The organism is Lentzea sp. NPDC036955 (assembly GCF_055608005.1).
The window spans coordinates 708671-722904 of sequence record NZ_JBVJRC010000001.1 but is presented as its reverse complement, the minus strand read 5'-3'; the positions used below and the strand labels follow the sequence as shown (position 1 = coordinate 722904).

Below are 14234 nucleotides of genomic sequence, written 5' to 3'. Positions count from 1 at the left end.
CGGTCGCGCCCGTCGGACAACGCCATCGGTGTACGTCATCGTGCCCCCCGTTCACCGGACCGGGTGATCGGCTTGCGAGACTTCCCGCATGCGTGAGGTGGGCAACGGGCGCTACCGGCTGATCCGCGAGCTGGGGCGGGGCGGCATGGGCGCCGTGTGGCTCGGCGAGGACTCGGTCCTGGGCCGGGAGGTCGCGGTCAAGGAGCTGCTGCTGCCCGGCACCGTGCCCGCCCACGAGCGAGCCGTCTACCAGGAACGGGTGCTGCGCGAGGCGCGCATCGCGAGCCGGCTGTCCGAACCCGCCGTGGTGACCGTCTTCGACCTGATCTCCGAGGACGACCAGACGTTCATCGTGATGGAGCTGATCAACGCCCCCACCCTGGACGCGTGCGTCGACCGCGACGGCCCGCTCGGCGTGAGGGAGGCCGCCACGCTCGCCGGCCAGCTGCTGGACGCGCTGGAGGCCGCGCACGAGCAGGGCATCGTGCACCGCGACGTCAAGCCGGGCAACGTCATGGTGCCCGGCAGGGGCACGGCGAAGCTCACCGACTTCGGCATCGCGCAGTCGCTCGACGACCCGCGGCTCACCGCCACCGGGACGCTGATCGGCTCGCCCGCCTACATGTCACCGGAACGCCTGGCGGGCGGGGAGGCCTCACCGGCGTGGGACCTGTGGGCGCTGGGCGCCACGCTGTTCTACGCGGTCGAGGGCCGCGGCGCGTTCGACCGCCCGACGACCTCGGCGACGATCCTCGCGGTGATGAGCGAACGTCCGGTGCCGCGGGTCAGCGGACCGCTGGGCGAGCTGATCACCGGCCTGATGGAGCCCGACCCGCAGCGCCGCCTCGGCACCGGGCAGGCCCGCCGGCTGATCACCCGCGCGCTCGTGCAGCCGGACCTGACGGAACGCTTCGAACCGGTGTCGGGGCCGATGCCAGCGCCCAGGCCTCCCGCGTTCCACAGCGGCCCGGTCGCCACGCCGCCACCGTTCACCACGCCACCACCGTTCACCGCGGCCCCACCGGTCGAGGTCCTCGTGCCGCCGCGCAAGCGCCGCTCGGTCGGCATGTACCTGTCGGCGACGCTGACGCCGTTGTTCATCGTCGGAGTGTTCGTCCTGCTGTACTTCACCGTCTTCAAGCCGATGCTCGGCAACACGGGGTTCGGCAACACGGGCCTGGGCAACACGGGGCTGGGCAACACGAGCCTGGGCAACACGGGTGCCGGCAACACGGGCGACGGCCCCGCCAGCTCAGCGGCGATGCAACCGGTGCTGACCCTGGGCATCGACGGCGACATCAAGGACGACAGCCTGCTGGCGTTCAGGAAGGACTGCCTGGCCTGGACGCCCGCGAAGGACGCCGCGCCGATCAAGCCGCAGCAGCGCGGTGGCTGTTACAAGGAGCACGCGACCGAGGTCCTCGACACCGTGCTCGCCAACTCCGAGATGGAGAAGGACGTGGCGTACCCAGGCGTGGAGGAGCTGACGAAGATCGGCGGCACCGCCTGCACCAAAACGTTCCTGTCGAACAAGGTCACCGGGCAGGACAAGGAGAAGACGCTGCGGTACTGGGTGGTGGTCCCGACCGCCGAGTCGTGGAAGGTGAAGACCCAGAACGGCTACCGGCACTCCAGCCGCGTCATCCACTGCTTCGTGGGCAGGGCGGACGGCACGCCGCTGACCGAGCCGCTGATGGCGCAGTGAGGCGCGGCGCGGTGCGTCGAGAGCACCGCGCCGCACCCGTTCTCAGTCCTCCACGCTGATCGCGGACGCCGGGCACACCTCGGCCGCGTGCCGCACGTCGGCCCGGCGTTCCTCCGCGGGGCTCGGGTTCAGCAGGTCCACCAGCCCGTCCTCGTCGCGCTGGTCGAACACGTCGTCGGCGGCGAGCACGCACTGCCCGGCCCCGACGCACCTGCCCTGGTCGACGCTGACCCTCATTCCGACCTCCACGTCACCGGCAGTTCGGACACGCCACCCGTGAGCGTGGCCCTGATTTCAAGCTCTGACACGTCCTTGGCCAGCCGCATCCGCGGCAACCGCTTGGCCAGCGCGGCGAACACGACCCGCAGCTCGGTCCTGGCCAGCGACGCGCCGATGCAGAAGTGCGCGCCGTGCCCGAACCCGAGGTGCGTCCTCTCCGGACGGTCGGGGTTGAACACCTCCGCGTCGGAGTACACCCCGTCGTCCCGGTTCGCGGCGTTGATCGACAGGATCAGCGCGTCACCGCGCTCGATCGTCACGCCGGCGATGTCGACGTCCTCGTGCGCGTACCGCAGCAGCCCCAGGTCACCGGGCGCGCCGAGCCGCATGATCTCCTCGACCACCGCGTCGACGTGCCCGTCCGGGTCGGCGACCAGCGCGTCCCAGTGCTCGCGGTTGGTCATGAGGAACAGCACGCCGAGCCCGATCCGGTTGACCGTGGTCTCGTGGCCCGCGAACAGCAGCCCGACGCACAGCCGCACCATCTGCTCGTAGTCGAACGCCGAGTCGGCGCCCTGCGCGCGGACCAGGTCGGAGATCACGTCCTCACCGAGGTCCGGTCGCTTGGTCTCGATCAGCCCGATCATGTAGCGGAAGAACTCCTCGCGCGCCCGGTGCGCCTCCTCGCCGATCGCCGTGCCCGCCATGCGCTCGGACAACGACGCGAACAGCTCGCTGTCGGCCTCCGGGACGCCGAGCAGGCGGCAGATCATGGCCACCGGCAACGGGAACGCCAGCCCGCGGTGCAGGTCGACGACCCCGGCGGTCTCGTGCTCCGCCTCCAGCCGGTCGAGGTACCCCTCGATCAACCGTTCCATGTGGTCGGACAGCATCCGCATGCGCTTGGCGGAGAACGCGGGCGTGAGCAGGCGCCGCATCCGCGCGTGGTCGGCCTCCTCGGTCTCGTACTCGCCGGTCGGCCCGTCCAGCACGGCCGCGGTCGTGATCCGCGAGGCCTGCTCGGGGTGCGGGTGGGAACGGCCGAAGCGCTTGTCACCGAGCAGGAGGCGCACCTCCTCGAACCGGGTCACGAGCCACGCGGGGTCGCCGGTCGGTGTGGTGACCGGGGCGATGGGGGCCTCTCTGCGCAGCAGCGAGTAGAGCGGGGCGAGTTCGAGCACGTTCGGCCTGGGCAAAGGCAGCTGAATGCGTTCGGGAGCAAGGCTCATGACCCCGACCGTACCGTTTATTGGCACTAGCTGCCATTAAACTTTCGAGCCTCTGACGTGCTTGAATCACCCGATGGCGGACGTTGTGGCGGAAAACGGGGCACCCCGCAGGGGCCGGCCGCCGGTGAGCGGCGAGCAACGCCGCCGCCAGCGCCTGGAGATCTCCCGCCACGCCGTGCGCCTGTTCGCCGAGCAGGGCGTCGCCGCCACCTCCGGCGAGCAGATCGCCCGGGCCGCCGGCGTTTCCGAACGCACCTTCTGGCGCCACTTCCCGCACAAGGAGAGCTGCGTCGAGCCCCTCCTCACCCGCAGCGTGGACGCCTTCTGCGCCGTGCTGCGCGCCTGGCCGGCCGAGCTCGACCTGATCGACCACCTCCGCACCGCCTACCAGCCCGTCCTCGACGCGGGCTCCGACGACGACGTGGCCGCGGTCTTGGCGGTCGTCCGCCTCACCCACCACGAACCCGCCCTGCGCGCCGCGTACCTGATGCTCCGCGAACGCGACGAGGACGCCCTCGCCGAGGTCCTCGCCCACCGCATGGCCCTCCCCGCGGACTCGATCGCCGTCCGCGTCCAGGCCGCCGCCATGAGCGCGGTGCTGAAGGCCGCGACCGACGACGTGGCGGCCGCCACCGCCGGCGGCATCACACCGGAGGCACTCGAGGACCACAGGGAGCACCTCGCCCGCGCCCTCAGCCTCGTGCTGCGCGGCCTTTCGGACGCGAGCTCGCTGATGCGCGAACGCTGACCGCTCCGGCGTGCCCGAACGGGCGCGGAACCTACTCGCGGGTTGTGACCAGTGCCAGGGCCGCCTCCCGAACATCCGGGTCGGGGTGGGCGCGCAGCTCACGCAGCAGGGTGCGCCAGAACTCCGGCCAGCCCTCGGTTTCGCCGGCCACGTCGGCGAAACCGAGGGCCACCAAGGGCGCCGGGGCGAGCAGGGCGGTGGCCAGGGTGCGGAGCTGTGCGGGGGTGGTCTTGGCGGCGTTGTGGCGCAGCCAGCGCTGAAGTTCGGTGCGGGCGTCCAGTGCGAGCGTCGGGCGAGTGGCCAGGGAGGCGGTGAACAGCACCTGGTCGAGGACGTCGTCGGCCTGCCAGTCGACGGCGCTCGCGGCCAGGCGGATCGCTTCGCGCGGCATGGGGGTGGCCAGGTCCTGGGCCAGCAGGCGTTCGAAGGCGCGGTGGGTGGGGGAGGTGCGGTCGTCGGCTAGGAGGCGGACGACCGCGCGGATGCGTTGGCGTGCGGGGAGGTCGCGGTCCGGTTTGGCGTTGTGGGTGTCCAGTGTGGACAGCAGGCGGGTCACTGCCGTGCGCAACGGGGTGAGGTCGTCCTCGCAGGCGGCGACCAGGGCGGTGAGGGCCTGCTGCCAGGTCGCGGTGCGGGTGAGGTCGGTGGTGAGGTCGGCGGGCAGGTCCGTGCCGCCGGTGTCCCAGCGCGACCACAGCGGCAGGGTGGCCAGTGCCCGCCGGGCGGCTTCCGGTTCGGGGCGCACGGCGATCGCGCGGACCAGTGACGCGTAACGCGTGCGGTGGCGGTCGGCGACGTCCTGCGGTGGCAGGTCCAGCACCGACAGCGCCACGGGGGCCTCGCCTTCGGCCGCTGCCGACAGCAGGTCCCAGGCGGCCTCGTCGTCGAGGAAGTAGCGGCACGCCGAGACGATGGCGCGCTTGATGTCGCGGTGGGTGTCCGGCCAGATCGCCGCCAGTTCGGGGAGTGTGCCGGGCACCTGGTGTTCGGCGAGCAGGCGGACGGCCTCCTTGCGCGACGTCACCTTCTTGCCGCGCAACACCGGTGCGAGCAGCGCGCGCAAGCGGGTGGGTGGGGTGAAGCGTGCGCAACGGGTTGCGGCGTACACGGCGACGCGGGCGCGGTCGGTGTCGGCCAGCGCCAGCAGGTCCGGGAGCACGTCGGCCGGTTCGTCGGTCCACGCCAGGGCGCTCAGCGCCGCCTCGGCCACCCGGACCTCGTTGTCGCGCAACAGGGTGCGCAGGGTCGCTGCGGTGCCGGGGACCTGGCCGAGCGCGGTGGTGGCGTTCACCCGCGCGAGGACCGCGTGGCCGGTCGACCGCGCGATCGACGCGAGCTGGGCCGCGTGCTCCGCGATCTGCCGGGGCATCCACAGGTGGAAGCACCGGGTGTAGTGCGGGACGAAGGTGACGTCGGAGTTCCAGAACCGGCCGCGCACGCGCCGGCCGACCACCAGGTCGAGGAGGTCCGTGCGCCGCGTCGACACGGCCCGCTGGACCTCGCCGAGCACGATCGACGAGATGTCGTCGGACAGCACCTGCCCGACCCGGTCGTCACGGGTGGCCGTCGGTGCCAGCCACAGGACGATCGCCTGGCGCGCAACGTTTTCCTGCGCCGCGAACCGCGCCCGTCCGACGAGGTCCTGCAGTTCGGGCAGGTGCCACGCCCTGCGCTCGAGGCCCGCCGCCAGCGCGAGCACGAGCGAGTACTGGTCGCGTCCCGCGTCGGCGGTCATCCTGGGCCGCAGGGCCGCGAACACCTGGTGCTCGGCGCCGCGCGGCAGCGACCGGTGCAGGCCCGGCAGGTGGACGTGGGAGTTGTGCTCTCCCACCAGGTTCAGGCCGTCGAGGCCGGTCTCCACGAGCACCGGCTCGCTCGTCACGGCGCCCTGCCGGACCAGTGCGGTCGCGAGCTCCTGCACCGCGTGCCAGGTGCTCCACGAGCTGTCCCGCGCACGGGTCGCGTCGAGGAGCAGCTTGGCCAGCAACGGTGCCTCGGACGCGCGGAACAGCCACGCCGGCACCTTCGCCAGCGCCATGAGCGCCGGGGCGCGCACCGGGTCCTGCTCGTTCGGCAGCCGGGTGAGGGTCGCGAGCATCGCGGCGAACGCCTCGGGGTCCTTGCTCGCCGCCGCGGCCTGGACGTAGAGCGGGTAGGCCTCGGCGCGTTCGTCCGCCGTGGCGCGCTTCGTGGCCGCCAGCAACGGTTCCCGCGCCTCCTCCCACGGCAGCCGCGCGGTCACCGCCAGCCGCTGGGACGGCGAGTCCGCGACCCGCCGCAGCCCGAGCAACCGTCGTGCCTGCACCGCGCGGTCGGCCACCGGCAGCTCGTCCAGCACCGCGAACGGCACGTCCGGCCGCTCGCCCACGGCTCCCTCGTAGACGGACGCCCGGCGCGACGGCGGCAGCGCGTGCAGCAGGTGCCGCAGCCCGGAGGGGTGCAGCCGGCGTGCGACGGCGACCAGCGCCCGCTCGTCGACACCGGCGAGGCGCCGCCAGAAACGGCCGCTGGCGGGCTGGTGCGCGGAGTCCTGGGCGAGCAGACCGGCGACCCGCTCCGGCGCGACGCGGGCCAGCACCGACGGCAGCCGCACCGACCACACGTGCGGCGCCACCCGTTCGACCAGGTCCAGCACGCGCATGGGCAGCTTTTCCGCCGCACTGCGCACGGCGACCTCGCGGTGGGACCAGATCTGCTTCCACGCCGACACCGGTGCCGCGGCCAGCTCCGCCTCGACCAGGTCGAGCAACGCCGCCGGGTGCCGCTTGCCGATCGCCGACCAGTTCGCCGCCGCGTGCTCCAGCTCCCGCAACGGCGGCGCCGAGCAGGCAACGAGCAGCGCCGCGGCCTCGTCGTCGCCGTGCCGCTCCCACACGACCGGCAGCAGCGCGTCGGCCAGCGCCGTCGCCTGCTCCCGGCGCACCAGCCGGTAGAGCCGCCGCCGGGTCGCGGCCGCCATCTCCGGCAGGCGTTCGAGGAACACCTCCGCGGGCAGGCCCAGCCGGACCGCCGCCCGCAGCGCCGTCCACTGCACCGCCGTCTGCGGTGCCGCGAGCTCCCGCCGGACGTGCTCGCGGTGCCCCGCGATGGCCGCCAGCTGCACCGCCAGCCGCCGCTCGAACGTGCCCCGCCCCGCCAGGTCCCGCAGCACGGCGTCGAGCTCGGCGGTGCCGGCCAGCGAGAGCGCGGTCGTGGCGATGTGCCGTTGCCGCGCGGGTGCGGGCAGCGGGTCGATCGCGGTGAGCAGGGCGGCGGCGGTAGTGGTCACAGCGGGTGATTCTCCGGTCGCCACCGACCCGGCGCGACCGGATTTGCCCAGGGCGTGCGCACGCGTGCTGCCACAGCGGCTACCCTCGGACCGGGGGAGCGTGGCACCGCCTGACCGCGCCGGGAGCCTGGGAACTCCTGTGACGGTGCGGTCGGTGTACCTGGGGTTGGCCCGTTCTCTTCCTTCTGGGGGAAGCGCTGCACAGCGCTCAGGCGAGGAAGTGACGTGGGGGATGTTGTCTCTTGAGCTAGTGCCGTCCGCGGTGCCCGACCTGGTCGACGCCGACCCGGTCCGGACGTGGAGACGGCGGAGGTGGTCGCTGATCGGCGGCGAGGTGCTCACCTCGCTCGGTGCGGCCGGGGTGCTGCTGCTGTGGGCGCGCGGGGTGGAGGTCGACCCGGTGGACCGGGTGGGCCAGGTCAGCGGTCTGGCGGGTCTGCAGCTGGGGTTCGCGGTGATCGCGCTGGCCGTGCTCGTCGCGGTGGTCGTCGCCGCGCGGAAGCGGTACGCGCACGTCGTCGAACGGCTCGCTGCCGCCGCCGCGGCGGGGTTGTTCAGCGCGCTGGTGGCGGGTGCGGTGGTGGTCGCGTTGCGCGGCACCACCTTCGGCCTGTTCGCGGTCTACGGCGACGCGGGCGTGGTGGTCGGGTGGGCGCGGTCGCTGATCGAGACCGGTGGGATGCCGTACAGCTACCCGCCGGGCTTCATCCACGCGATGGCGTGGTTCAGCGAACTCACCGGCAGCACGCCCGAGCACGCGCTCAAGGTGCTGCAGATCACCGGGACCGCGCTGTTCGGCCCGGTCGCGTACCTGGCCTGGCGGCTGGTGCTGCGGCCGATGTGGGCGCTGGTGCTGGGCGTGGTGCCGGGCATGGTGCTCATCGAGCCGTACAAGGTCTACGCGAACCTGATGCTCGTCGTGCTGGTGCCGGTGATGTTGTTCCTGCTGCACCGCCTGCGCAGGGCCGACCAGTTCACGTACCGCGCGCTCGTGGTGCGCGGCATCGGGGTCGGCGCCGTGGTCGGTGTGGTGTTCCTCGTCTACTCGGGCTGGTTCGTGTGGTCGGCACCCGGTGCGGTCGTGGCGGCACTGGTGGTGTTCCCGTGGCGCACGGGCCTGTGGCGCGGTCTCACGCTGCTGGCGGTGACGACGGTGACGTTCGTCGCGGTGTCATACCTCCACCTGTCCACCATCCTGTCCTCGTCGAGCGGCATGACGGACCGCTACTTCTACTTCGACGTCCACACCGAACCGACCTACATCGCGATGACCCGCGGCGACATGCCCGGCGCGGAACCGGGTCCGTGGCCGCCGCCCGGTGAGCTGGGCGGCGTGGGCGTGTTCACGATCATCGCGCTCGTCGGTGTGGCCGCGGCGATCGCGGTGGGGCGCAACCGGACCGCCGTGATCCTGCTGACGAGCCTCTTCGCCGGCGCGTGGCTGGTCCGGTTCTACTACGCCTCGACGATGTACGAACGCGACGCCGTGCAGCTCTACCCACGCAGCACCGCCGAGCTGCTCTACACGATGTTGCTGCTGTGCGGTTTCGCGCTGTACTTCGGCGTGCAACGGCTGGAGGGCCTGCCGAAGCTGCGGCCGTGGCTCGGTGCGCGTTCGCTGCGGATCGCCGCGCTGGCGGGGATGTTCGTGCTGATCGCGATGGCCGGGTCGTCGATCGGCGACCGCTACATGCCGCGTTCGGACCACTCTCTGGGCATGCTCGCGCTGGCCTCACACCTGACACGGCAACCGGACGGGACGTGTCCGGCGTACACGCGGACGCTCCGCGTGGACTGCGCCGACAACGACGACGAGTACTGGAGCCTGTTGCCGGGCTTGGCGCGGGACGCGCCACGGCCGGGCCTGCTGCCGCACCGGACCGGCGGATGAGCAGGGTCGTCGCGGTGGTGGCCGCGGTGCTCGCGGTCGCCATCGGCCTGGCCGACCGGTTCGCCGAACCGGTCGCCGTGCCGTTCGGGCAGGACCCGGGGTGGCTGCTGCCGCTGCTCGACGAGCTGCGGCTCTGCACCCGGTACGAGCTGGTCGCCGTGGTGGTCGTCGCGGCGGTGGTGGCCGGGTGGCGGCGGGACGCCGTCGTGCTGGCCGGGTGCGCGGGGCTGCTCGTGTTCCTGTGGCTGGACCACCCCGCGGAGCAGGGGACGGCGTTCCTCACCCAGGACGACTACGACTCCCTGCGCGTGTACAACTACAACGGGTTCATCGCGGCCGGTGTGCTGGTGGCGGCCGCGGTGGTCAGCGGTTGCCGACGAGCGAGTCCAAGGTAGCCGTGCCGTTCTGCTCGCAGCGGTGCCCGGACTCGCGCAGCACCTCGGGGTTCTTCGCGTCGTCCTCCTTGCCCGCGTCCTTGAACAGCTTCGTCAGGATCGCGAGCTGCTGGTCGGCACCGGCGAACAGGAACTCGTTGCACGTCGACCGCGCGTTCAGCGGCCCGTCGGACGGCCCGGAGGCACCGCCCGCGAAGTACAGGCCGCCGACGACCAGGGTCATGATCAGCAGACCGAGCGCGAGTCCGCCCTTGCCCGGCGGTTTCTCCTGCACCAGCCACGCCTCGACCGCCTCGATGAACGGCGCGGACGCGGTGAGCTGCTTGTCGATCCAGAACTCCCAGTCGACCTCCACCTGGTCGTCGGCCACCTCGAACTGGGCGTGGTCGGCCGCGAACAGCGCGCTCACCACCAGCTCGCGCGGGTACGACCACGACTGGAACGGGTCTGGCCGCACCACCACCAGGCGGTCGGGCAGCAGCAGGACGACGTCACGCGCGCCGCGCGCGAGACGTTGGGTGTGTCCTGATCCGATGACGGCGCCCGCGAGCCAGGCCAGCACCTGGCCGCGTTCGGGTTCGTCAAGGGCGTCAACGGCGATCTCGAACAGGCCGTCGAGGTCCGGCTCCATGGGCACCACTTTCGGCAGCGGGGGACGCCTGGCTATCGTTCGGCGACCGAGCCGGAGTTACCCGTGAAGGCTCAAGTTCGTCCGAATGGCGCTGTCGTGACGATGGCCACGTGACGCTGCGGTCACGGCCGTTCGCAGCCGGTCCACCGCACAACATCGGCCGCTGATCATTTTCACCCGAATGAGCCGGTACGTGCTCTTCGAGCAACCCCTAGCGTCAGCCTATGGCCACCACCACACCATCCACGGCGTACAGCCGCGACCTGGGCGACGAGCTGCGCCGGTTGCGGGAGACCTCCACGAACCTGAGCGGCGCCGCGCTCGCCGTCCGGCTCGGCTGGGACCCCAGCAAGGTGTCCACCATCGAGCACGGCAAGTACCGCGCCAGCGAGATCGACCTCGTGCAGTACCTGACGATGTGCGGCAAGGACGTCGACTTCTTCGAGGACTTCAAACGGCGCTACCGAACCGCGTTCGACGAGTACGTCGTGCAGGTCTCCGACAACATGCGCACGCTCGCGCTGGCGGAAACGACAGCCACGACGATCACCAGCTACGACATGCGGTCAGTGCCCGGACTCGTCCAGACGCCGGAGTACGCCGACGGGCTGTACCGGATGACCGGGTTCGTCCCGGAGGAGCGGATTCCGGCCCTGGTGCAGGTGCGGACGGACCGCCAGTCGTTGCTGCGGCGACACGATCGGCCGACTTGCTTGTTCTACATCCATGAGCATGCGCTGGAATTGCAGGTGGGGAACGGTCAGGTCATGGAGGAGCAGTACCTCCAGCTGCTGTTCGCCGTGCGAATGATCAGGATCGTGCCGGCCGGTGCGGCGGTGACGTCGTCGGGGTGCGTGCTGTGGGAGTACGACAAGGCCATGCCGGTCGCGTTCACCGAGACGGATCTGGCGAAGGTGTTCGTGCAGGACCCGGCGGCGATCGTGCGCACCCGGTTGCTGTTCGACCGTTTGGCTGAGGTCGCCTTGGATGAGGAACAATCGCGGAGCAAGCTGGCGGAGTACGTCGGCCGACCGCGAGGGGACTTCGATGACCGAGGAACGCCGTTGGCGTAAGAGCAGCTACAGCGACGGTACCGAGGATGGCAACTGCGTCGAGGTCGCGCTGTCCGGCGACGCCCTCGTGCGCGACTCGAAGAACCCGGGGGGCGCCGTCCTGACGTTCGCTCCCGGCGCGTGGAAGAACTTTCTCGAAACTCGTTGAACCGTTCCCCGTCTCACCACGTGTCATCGCCGTCACCAGGTGAGCAGGGGGAGCGGTTCGATGGCACGCGACGACGAGAAGACGGTCCTGTTCGGCCAGGCGGCCGGCCCGACGGTGATGCTGCCGCGTCAGGGCGCACAGCTCGTGCGCCTGCCGCGGCGCAGCACCCCGATGCGCGTCGACGTCGCGGGCGGCGGCCCGGTCGGGCTGGCGTTCGCGTGCTCGCTGAAGACGATGCTCGGCGACCAGGTCTCGCTGCGCGTGCACGACCGCCGCTGGAAGCGCCACGCGGGCCGCGTCGTGTGGAAGGACGCCTCCGACGGCAACAACCGCCGCGAGCAGGTCGTGACGCTGCAGAGCAACGTCTGGGCCGCCCTGCCCGCCGAGGTGCGGCAGCGGTTGTTCGCCGACGGCCGCTTCTCCGAGATGTGGCCGCTCGGCCCCGACTCACCCGCGTCGAAGGGCCGTCCGCGCAACATCAAGATCCGCTGGATCGAGGACGCGCTGCTGGACCTGGCCCAGGACCTCGGCATCGAGCTGCTGCCGCAGGCCTACACCGTTCCGTCGAAGTGGGACGGCCTGCACGTGCTCGCCATCGCCGACGGCGCCCGTTCCGCGACCCGCGAGGCCCTGAAGCCGCACTTCGGCACGCCGTCACGCGAACTGTTCAGTGTGGACGGTTCGCCGCTGGACGAGCGCGTGCTGGGCATCCGCGTGGTGTCGTCGAAGGTGCCCGACGAGCACACCGTGCCGTTGACGGTGGCGCAGAACCGGTTCCTGTTCAACTCGATGGGCGGCGGCTTCATCAACATGCGCCTCACCGCGGAGGAGGCCTCGGAGATCGTCGCGCTGGGCGCCAACGGCCCCATCGCGTGCATCGGCAGGTTCGGCTGCACGATGCGCCCCGAGGGCGGTCGCTTCGTGTGCGACCGGCACCGCTCGGTGTTCAAGCCGTCCGTGGACAAGCTCTCCTACCTGTGGCCCCGGATTCTCGACGGTCTGCGGTTCTTCGGCGCCGGCGTGGCCGACGTCGTGGGCATCACGTCGTTCACCCTGGGCATGCAGCAGATGTCGAAGTTCACCGCGCAGCTCTCGCCGTCCACGTACGGCTTCCTGCTCGGCGACGCCGCCAACTCCCTGCACTTCTGGCCTGGGCGCGGCCTCAACACGGGCCTGAAGAGCGCCCAGTCGCTCGCGGTGAACCTGTTCCAGCGCTGGAAGGGCCGCGGTTTCCGCGCCGCCGACTTCGCCCAGCACGAGGGGATCATGCAGCAGCTCCAGTACCGCGAGAAGTCCCGCGCCTGGACCACGATGCTGATGCCCGACGCCGACGGCGTGCCGCGCGGCATCGAGGACCGCATCCGCGACGGCCTGACCGGCCCGTTCGACCGCGAGCCGCTGGTCGCCGAACTGTTCCAGCGCGTCAAGGACGTCAAGGCGCGCATGGGAGACCGGATGGGCTCGCTGGCCTCCGACGAGTGGTACCTGGGGCGCATCCAGGCGCTCGACGTGCGGACGTTGAAGGTGATGGTCGAGTCGGGGGCGTGGATCACGCGGGAGATCGGCGGGGACGAGGTCGTGGTGCCGGCCGCGGTGCCCGCCGAGCCGGTGGCCGGGGTGCGCCCCGGTCTGTCCCTGGTCTCGTGACGCTCAGCCCAGGCTGACCGGCAGCCGTTCGAACCCGCGCAGGATGCGCGTCGGCCGCCGACCGGCGCCCTGCTCCAGCCGCAGCCCCGGGAACCGCCGGAACATCGCCCGCAGCCCGATCTCGCCCTCCATCCGCGCGAGCGCCGCCCCGAGGCAGTAGTGGCGGCCCGCTCCGAACGACACGTGGTCGCGCGCGTTGGTGCGGGTCACGTCGAAGGTGTGCGGGTCGGTGAACACGTCCGGGTCGCGGTTCGCACCGGCCAGCACGGTCGCGACGAGCTGCCCGCGGCGGACCGGCACGCCGAGGACCTCGGTGTCCTTCACGCAGGTCCGGCCGGTCAGCAGCACCGGCGGGTCGTGGCGCAGCACCTCGTCGACGGTGTTCGCCCACAGCTCCGGCCGCGCGCGCAGCACCTCCAGCTGCCCGGGGTGGCCGGCCAGCAGCGAGATGCCGTTGCCGAGCAGGTTCACCGTCGTCTCGAACCCCGCCGCCAGCACCAGGCCCGCCGTGGACTTGAGCTCGCGTTCGGTGAGGCCCACGCCGTCGTCGCTCGCGGTGACCAGGCGGCTGAGCAGGTCGGTGCCGGGCCTGGCGCGCAGGGCGTCGATGTGGCGGCTGAGCCAGGCGTCGAACTCGGCCAGCGTCGTCTCGACGTCGCGGAACACCCGCCACGACAGGCCCAGGTCGAGGCTCGGTGCCGCGGAGGCGCCGAACGCCAGCACCCTCGCGCGGTCTTCCTGCGGCACGCCGAGGATCTCGGAGATCACCGTGACCGGCAGCAGGCCGCAGTAGGTCTGGATCAGGTCCACCGGGTCACTCGGGTCGAGGCCGTCGAGGAGCTGGTCCGCGATCTCCTGCGTGCGGTGCCGCAGCTGCTCGACCGCGCGCACGGTGAACACGCGCGTGACGAGCTTGCGGTAGCGGGTGTGCGCGGGCGGCTCGGTGACCAGCAACGACGGCGGCTGCACCGGGTGCAGCACGTCGGTGGCCGCCCAGTCCGCGATCCTGCCCAGCACACCGTTGCCGTAACGGGGGCGGCTGGCCTGGAAGGCGTCACTGCCCAGCACCTCGCGCACGGCGGCGTGGCTGGTCGTGACGTGTCCGATGCCGGTGGGCGCCAAGGGGCCGTGTGCCCTGATCTCGTCGAACAACCCCGTGAGGTCGTTGCCGTTGTTCGCCTCGACCGTGATGCGGCCCTGGAGGTCGCCCTTGCGCGCGGCCAGGCGCAACGCCACCCTCGGCACGCCGTGGTTCAAGCCCCAGCGGATGACCGTTTTGA

12 protein-coding genes are annotated in these 14234 nt (G+C 71.7%); 7 read left to right on the top strand and 5 right to left on the bottom strand.

Annotation, left to right across the window (positions count from 1 at the left end):
* The first annotated feature begins 88 nt into the window (after positions 1 to 88).
* Complete coding sequence (locus ACZ7CF_RS03495; RefSeq protein ID WP_470368701.1) at positions 89 to 1705, top strand: protein kinase domain-containing protein; 1617 nt, start codon at positions 89 to 91, stop codon at positions 1703 to 1705.
* Between the two features lie 42 nt (positions 1706 to 1747).
* Here the strand turns inward: ACZ7CF_RS03495 and ACZ7CF_RS03490 are convergent, their stop codons facing one another.
* Together ACZ7CF_RS03490 and ACZ7CF_RS03485 are read right to left on the bottom strand one after the other, a co-directional pair.
* The gene (locus ACZ7CF_RS03490; protein ID WP_360401627.1) at positions 1748 to 1942 is read right to left on the bottom strand and encodes a ferredoxin; all 195 of its coding nucleotides are present in this window, start codon (positions 1940 to 1942) and stop codon (positions 1748 to 1750) included.
* Positions 1939 to 3153 carry a cytochrome P450 gene (locus ACZ7CF_RS03485; protein WP_360401630.1) on the bottom strand — a complete coding sequence of 405 codons (1215 nt, stop codon included), beginning with the start codon at positions 3151 to 3153 and terminating at the stop codon, positions 1939 to 1941. The genes ACZ7CF_RS03490 and ACZ7CF_RS03485 overlap by 4 nt, the downstream gene beginning before the upstream one ends.
* A 73-nt stretch (positions 3154 to 3226) precedes the next feature.
* Between ACZ7CF_RS03485 and ACZ7CF_RS03480 the strand changes: the two genes are divergently transcribed.
* Positions 3227 to 3901: a TetR/AcrR family transcriptional regulator gene (locus ACZ7CF_RS03480; RefSeq protein WP_470368700.1), complete on the top strand. Its 675-nt coding sequence runs from the start codon at positions 3227 to 3229 to the stop codon at positions 3899 to 3901.
* Between the two features lie 31 nt (positions 3902 to 3932).
* On the opposite strand, the gene ACZ7CF_RS03475 is transcribed toward ACZ7CF_RS03480, so the two are convergent.
* Positions 3933 to 7169, bottom strand: a complete 3237-nt coding sequence (locus ACZ7CF_RS03475; protein WP_470368699.1) for a hypothetical protein — start codon at positions 7167 to 7169, stop codon at positions 3933 to 3935.
* Positions 7170 to 7401: 232 nt separating this feature from the next.
* Between ACZ7CF_RS03475 and ACZ7CF_RS03470 the strand changes: the two genes are divergently transcribed.
* Together ACZ7CF_RS03470 and ACZ7CF_RS03465 are read left to right on the top strand one after the other, a co-directional pair.
* Entirely contained in the window at positions 7402 to 9060 is a 1659-nt protein-coding gene (locus ACZ7CF_RS03470; protein WP_470368698.1) for a hypothetical protein, read from the top strand.
* Positions 9057 to 9455: a hypothetical protein gene (locus tag ACZ7CF_RS03465; RefSeq protein ID WP_458433469.1), complete on the top strand. Its 399-nt coding sequence runs from the start codon at positions 9057 to 9059 to the stop codon at positions 9453 to 9455. The genes ACZ7CF_RS03470 and ACZ7CF_RS03465 overlap by 4 nt, the downstream gene beginning before the upstream one ends.
* On the opposite strand, the gene ACZ7CF_RS03460 is transcribed toward ACZ7CF_RS03465, so the two are convergent.
* Positions 9424 to 10086, bottom strand: a complete 663-nt coding sequence (locus ACZ7CF_RS03460; RefSeq protein ID WP_360401735.1) for a hypothetical protein — start codon at positions 10084 to 10086, stop codon at positions 9424 to 9426. The genes ACZ7CF_RS03465 and ACZ7CF_RS03460 overlap by 32 nt on opposite strands.
* 224 nt (positions 10087 to 10310) lie before the next feature.
* Between ACZ7CF_RS03460 and ACZ7CF_RS03455 the strand changes: the two genes are divergently transcribed.
* From ACZ7CF_RS03455 to ACZ7CF_RS03445, 3 genes are read left to right on the top strand one after another with little or no spacing between them, the layout of a single operon-like run.
* Positions 10311 to 11159 carry a helix-turn-helix domain-containing protein gene (locus ACZ7CF_RS03455; protein WP_360401738.1) on the top strand — a complete coding sequence of 283 codons (849 nt, stop codon included), beginning with the start codon at positions 10311 to 10313 and terminating at the stop codon, positions 11157 to 11159.
* Positions 11134 to 11307, top strand: a complete 174-nt coding sequence (locus ACZ7CF_RS03450; RefSeq protein WP_458433468.1) for a DUF397 domain-containing protein — start codon at positions 11134 to 11136, stop codon at positions 11305 to 11307. Before ACZ7CF_RS03455 ends, ACZ7CF_RS03450 begins: the two co-directional genes overlap by 26 nt.
* A gap of 60 nt (positions 11308 to 11367) precedes the next feature.
* A complete protein-coding gene (locus ACZ7CF_RS03445; protein ID WP_470368697.1) occupies positions 11368 to 12954 on the top strand; it encodes an FAD-dependent monooxygenase family protein in 1587 nt (528 codons plus the stop codon).
* A gap of 3 nt (positions 12955 to 12957) precedes the next feature.
* Here the strand turns inward: ACZ7CF_RS03445 and ACZ7CF_RS03440 are convergent, their stop codons facing one another.
* On the bottom strand, positions 12958 to 14190 hold the full coding sequence (locus tag ACZ7CF_RS03440; RefSeq protein ID WP_470368696.1) for a cytochrome P450: 1233 nt from the start codon (positions 14188 to 14190) through the stop codon (positions 12958 to 12960).
* Positions 14191 to 14234 lie beyond the last annotated feature (44 nt).

Bases quoted from the DNA above. Each gene is read 5' to 3' on its own strand.
- ACZ7CF_RS03450 (WP_458433468.1), top strand. From the start codon at position 11,134: ATGACCGAGGAACGCCGTTGGCGTAAGAGCAGCTACAGCGACGGTACC.
- ACZ7CF_RS03470 (WP_470368698.1), top strand. From the start codon at position 7,402: ATGTTGTCTCTTGAGCTAGTGCCGTCCGCGGTGCCCGACCTGGTCGAC.
- ACZ7CF_RS03495 (WP_470368701.1), top strand. From the start codon at position 89: ATGCGTGAGGTGGGCAACGGGCGCTACCGGCTGATCCGCGAGCTGGGG.
- ACZ7CF_RS03480 (WP_470368700.1), top strand. From the start codon at position 3,227: ATGGCGGACGTTGTGGCGGAAAACGGGGCACCCCGCAGGGGCCGGCCG.
- ACZ7CF_RS03465 (WP_458433469.1), top strand. From the start codon at position 9,057: ATGAGCAGGGTCGTCGCGGTGGTGGCCGCGGTGCTCGCGGTCGCCATC.
- ACZ7CF_RS03485 (WP_360401630.1), bottom strand. From the start codon at position 3,153: ATGAGCCTTGCTCCCGAACGCATTCAGCTGCCTTTGCCCAGGCCGAAC.
- ACZ7CF_RS03490 (WP_360401627.1), bottom strand. From the start codon at position 1,942: ATGAGGGTCAGCGTCGACCAGGGCAGGTGCGTCGGGGCCGGGCAGTGC.
- ACZ7CF_RS03455 (WP_360401738.1), top strand. From the start codon at position 10,311: ATGGCCACCACCACACCATCCACGGCGTACAGCCGCGACCTGGGCGAC.
- ACZ7CF_RS03460 (WP_360401735.1), bottom strand. From the start codon at position 10,086: ATGGAGCCGGACCTCGACGGCCTGTTCGAGATCGCCGTTGACGCCCTT.
- ACZ7CF_RS03445 (WP_470368697.1), top strand. From the start codon at position 11,368: ATGGCACGCGACGACGAGAAGACGGTCCTGTTCGGCCAGGCGGCCGGC.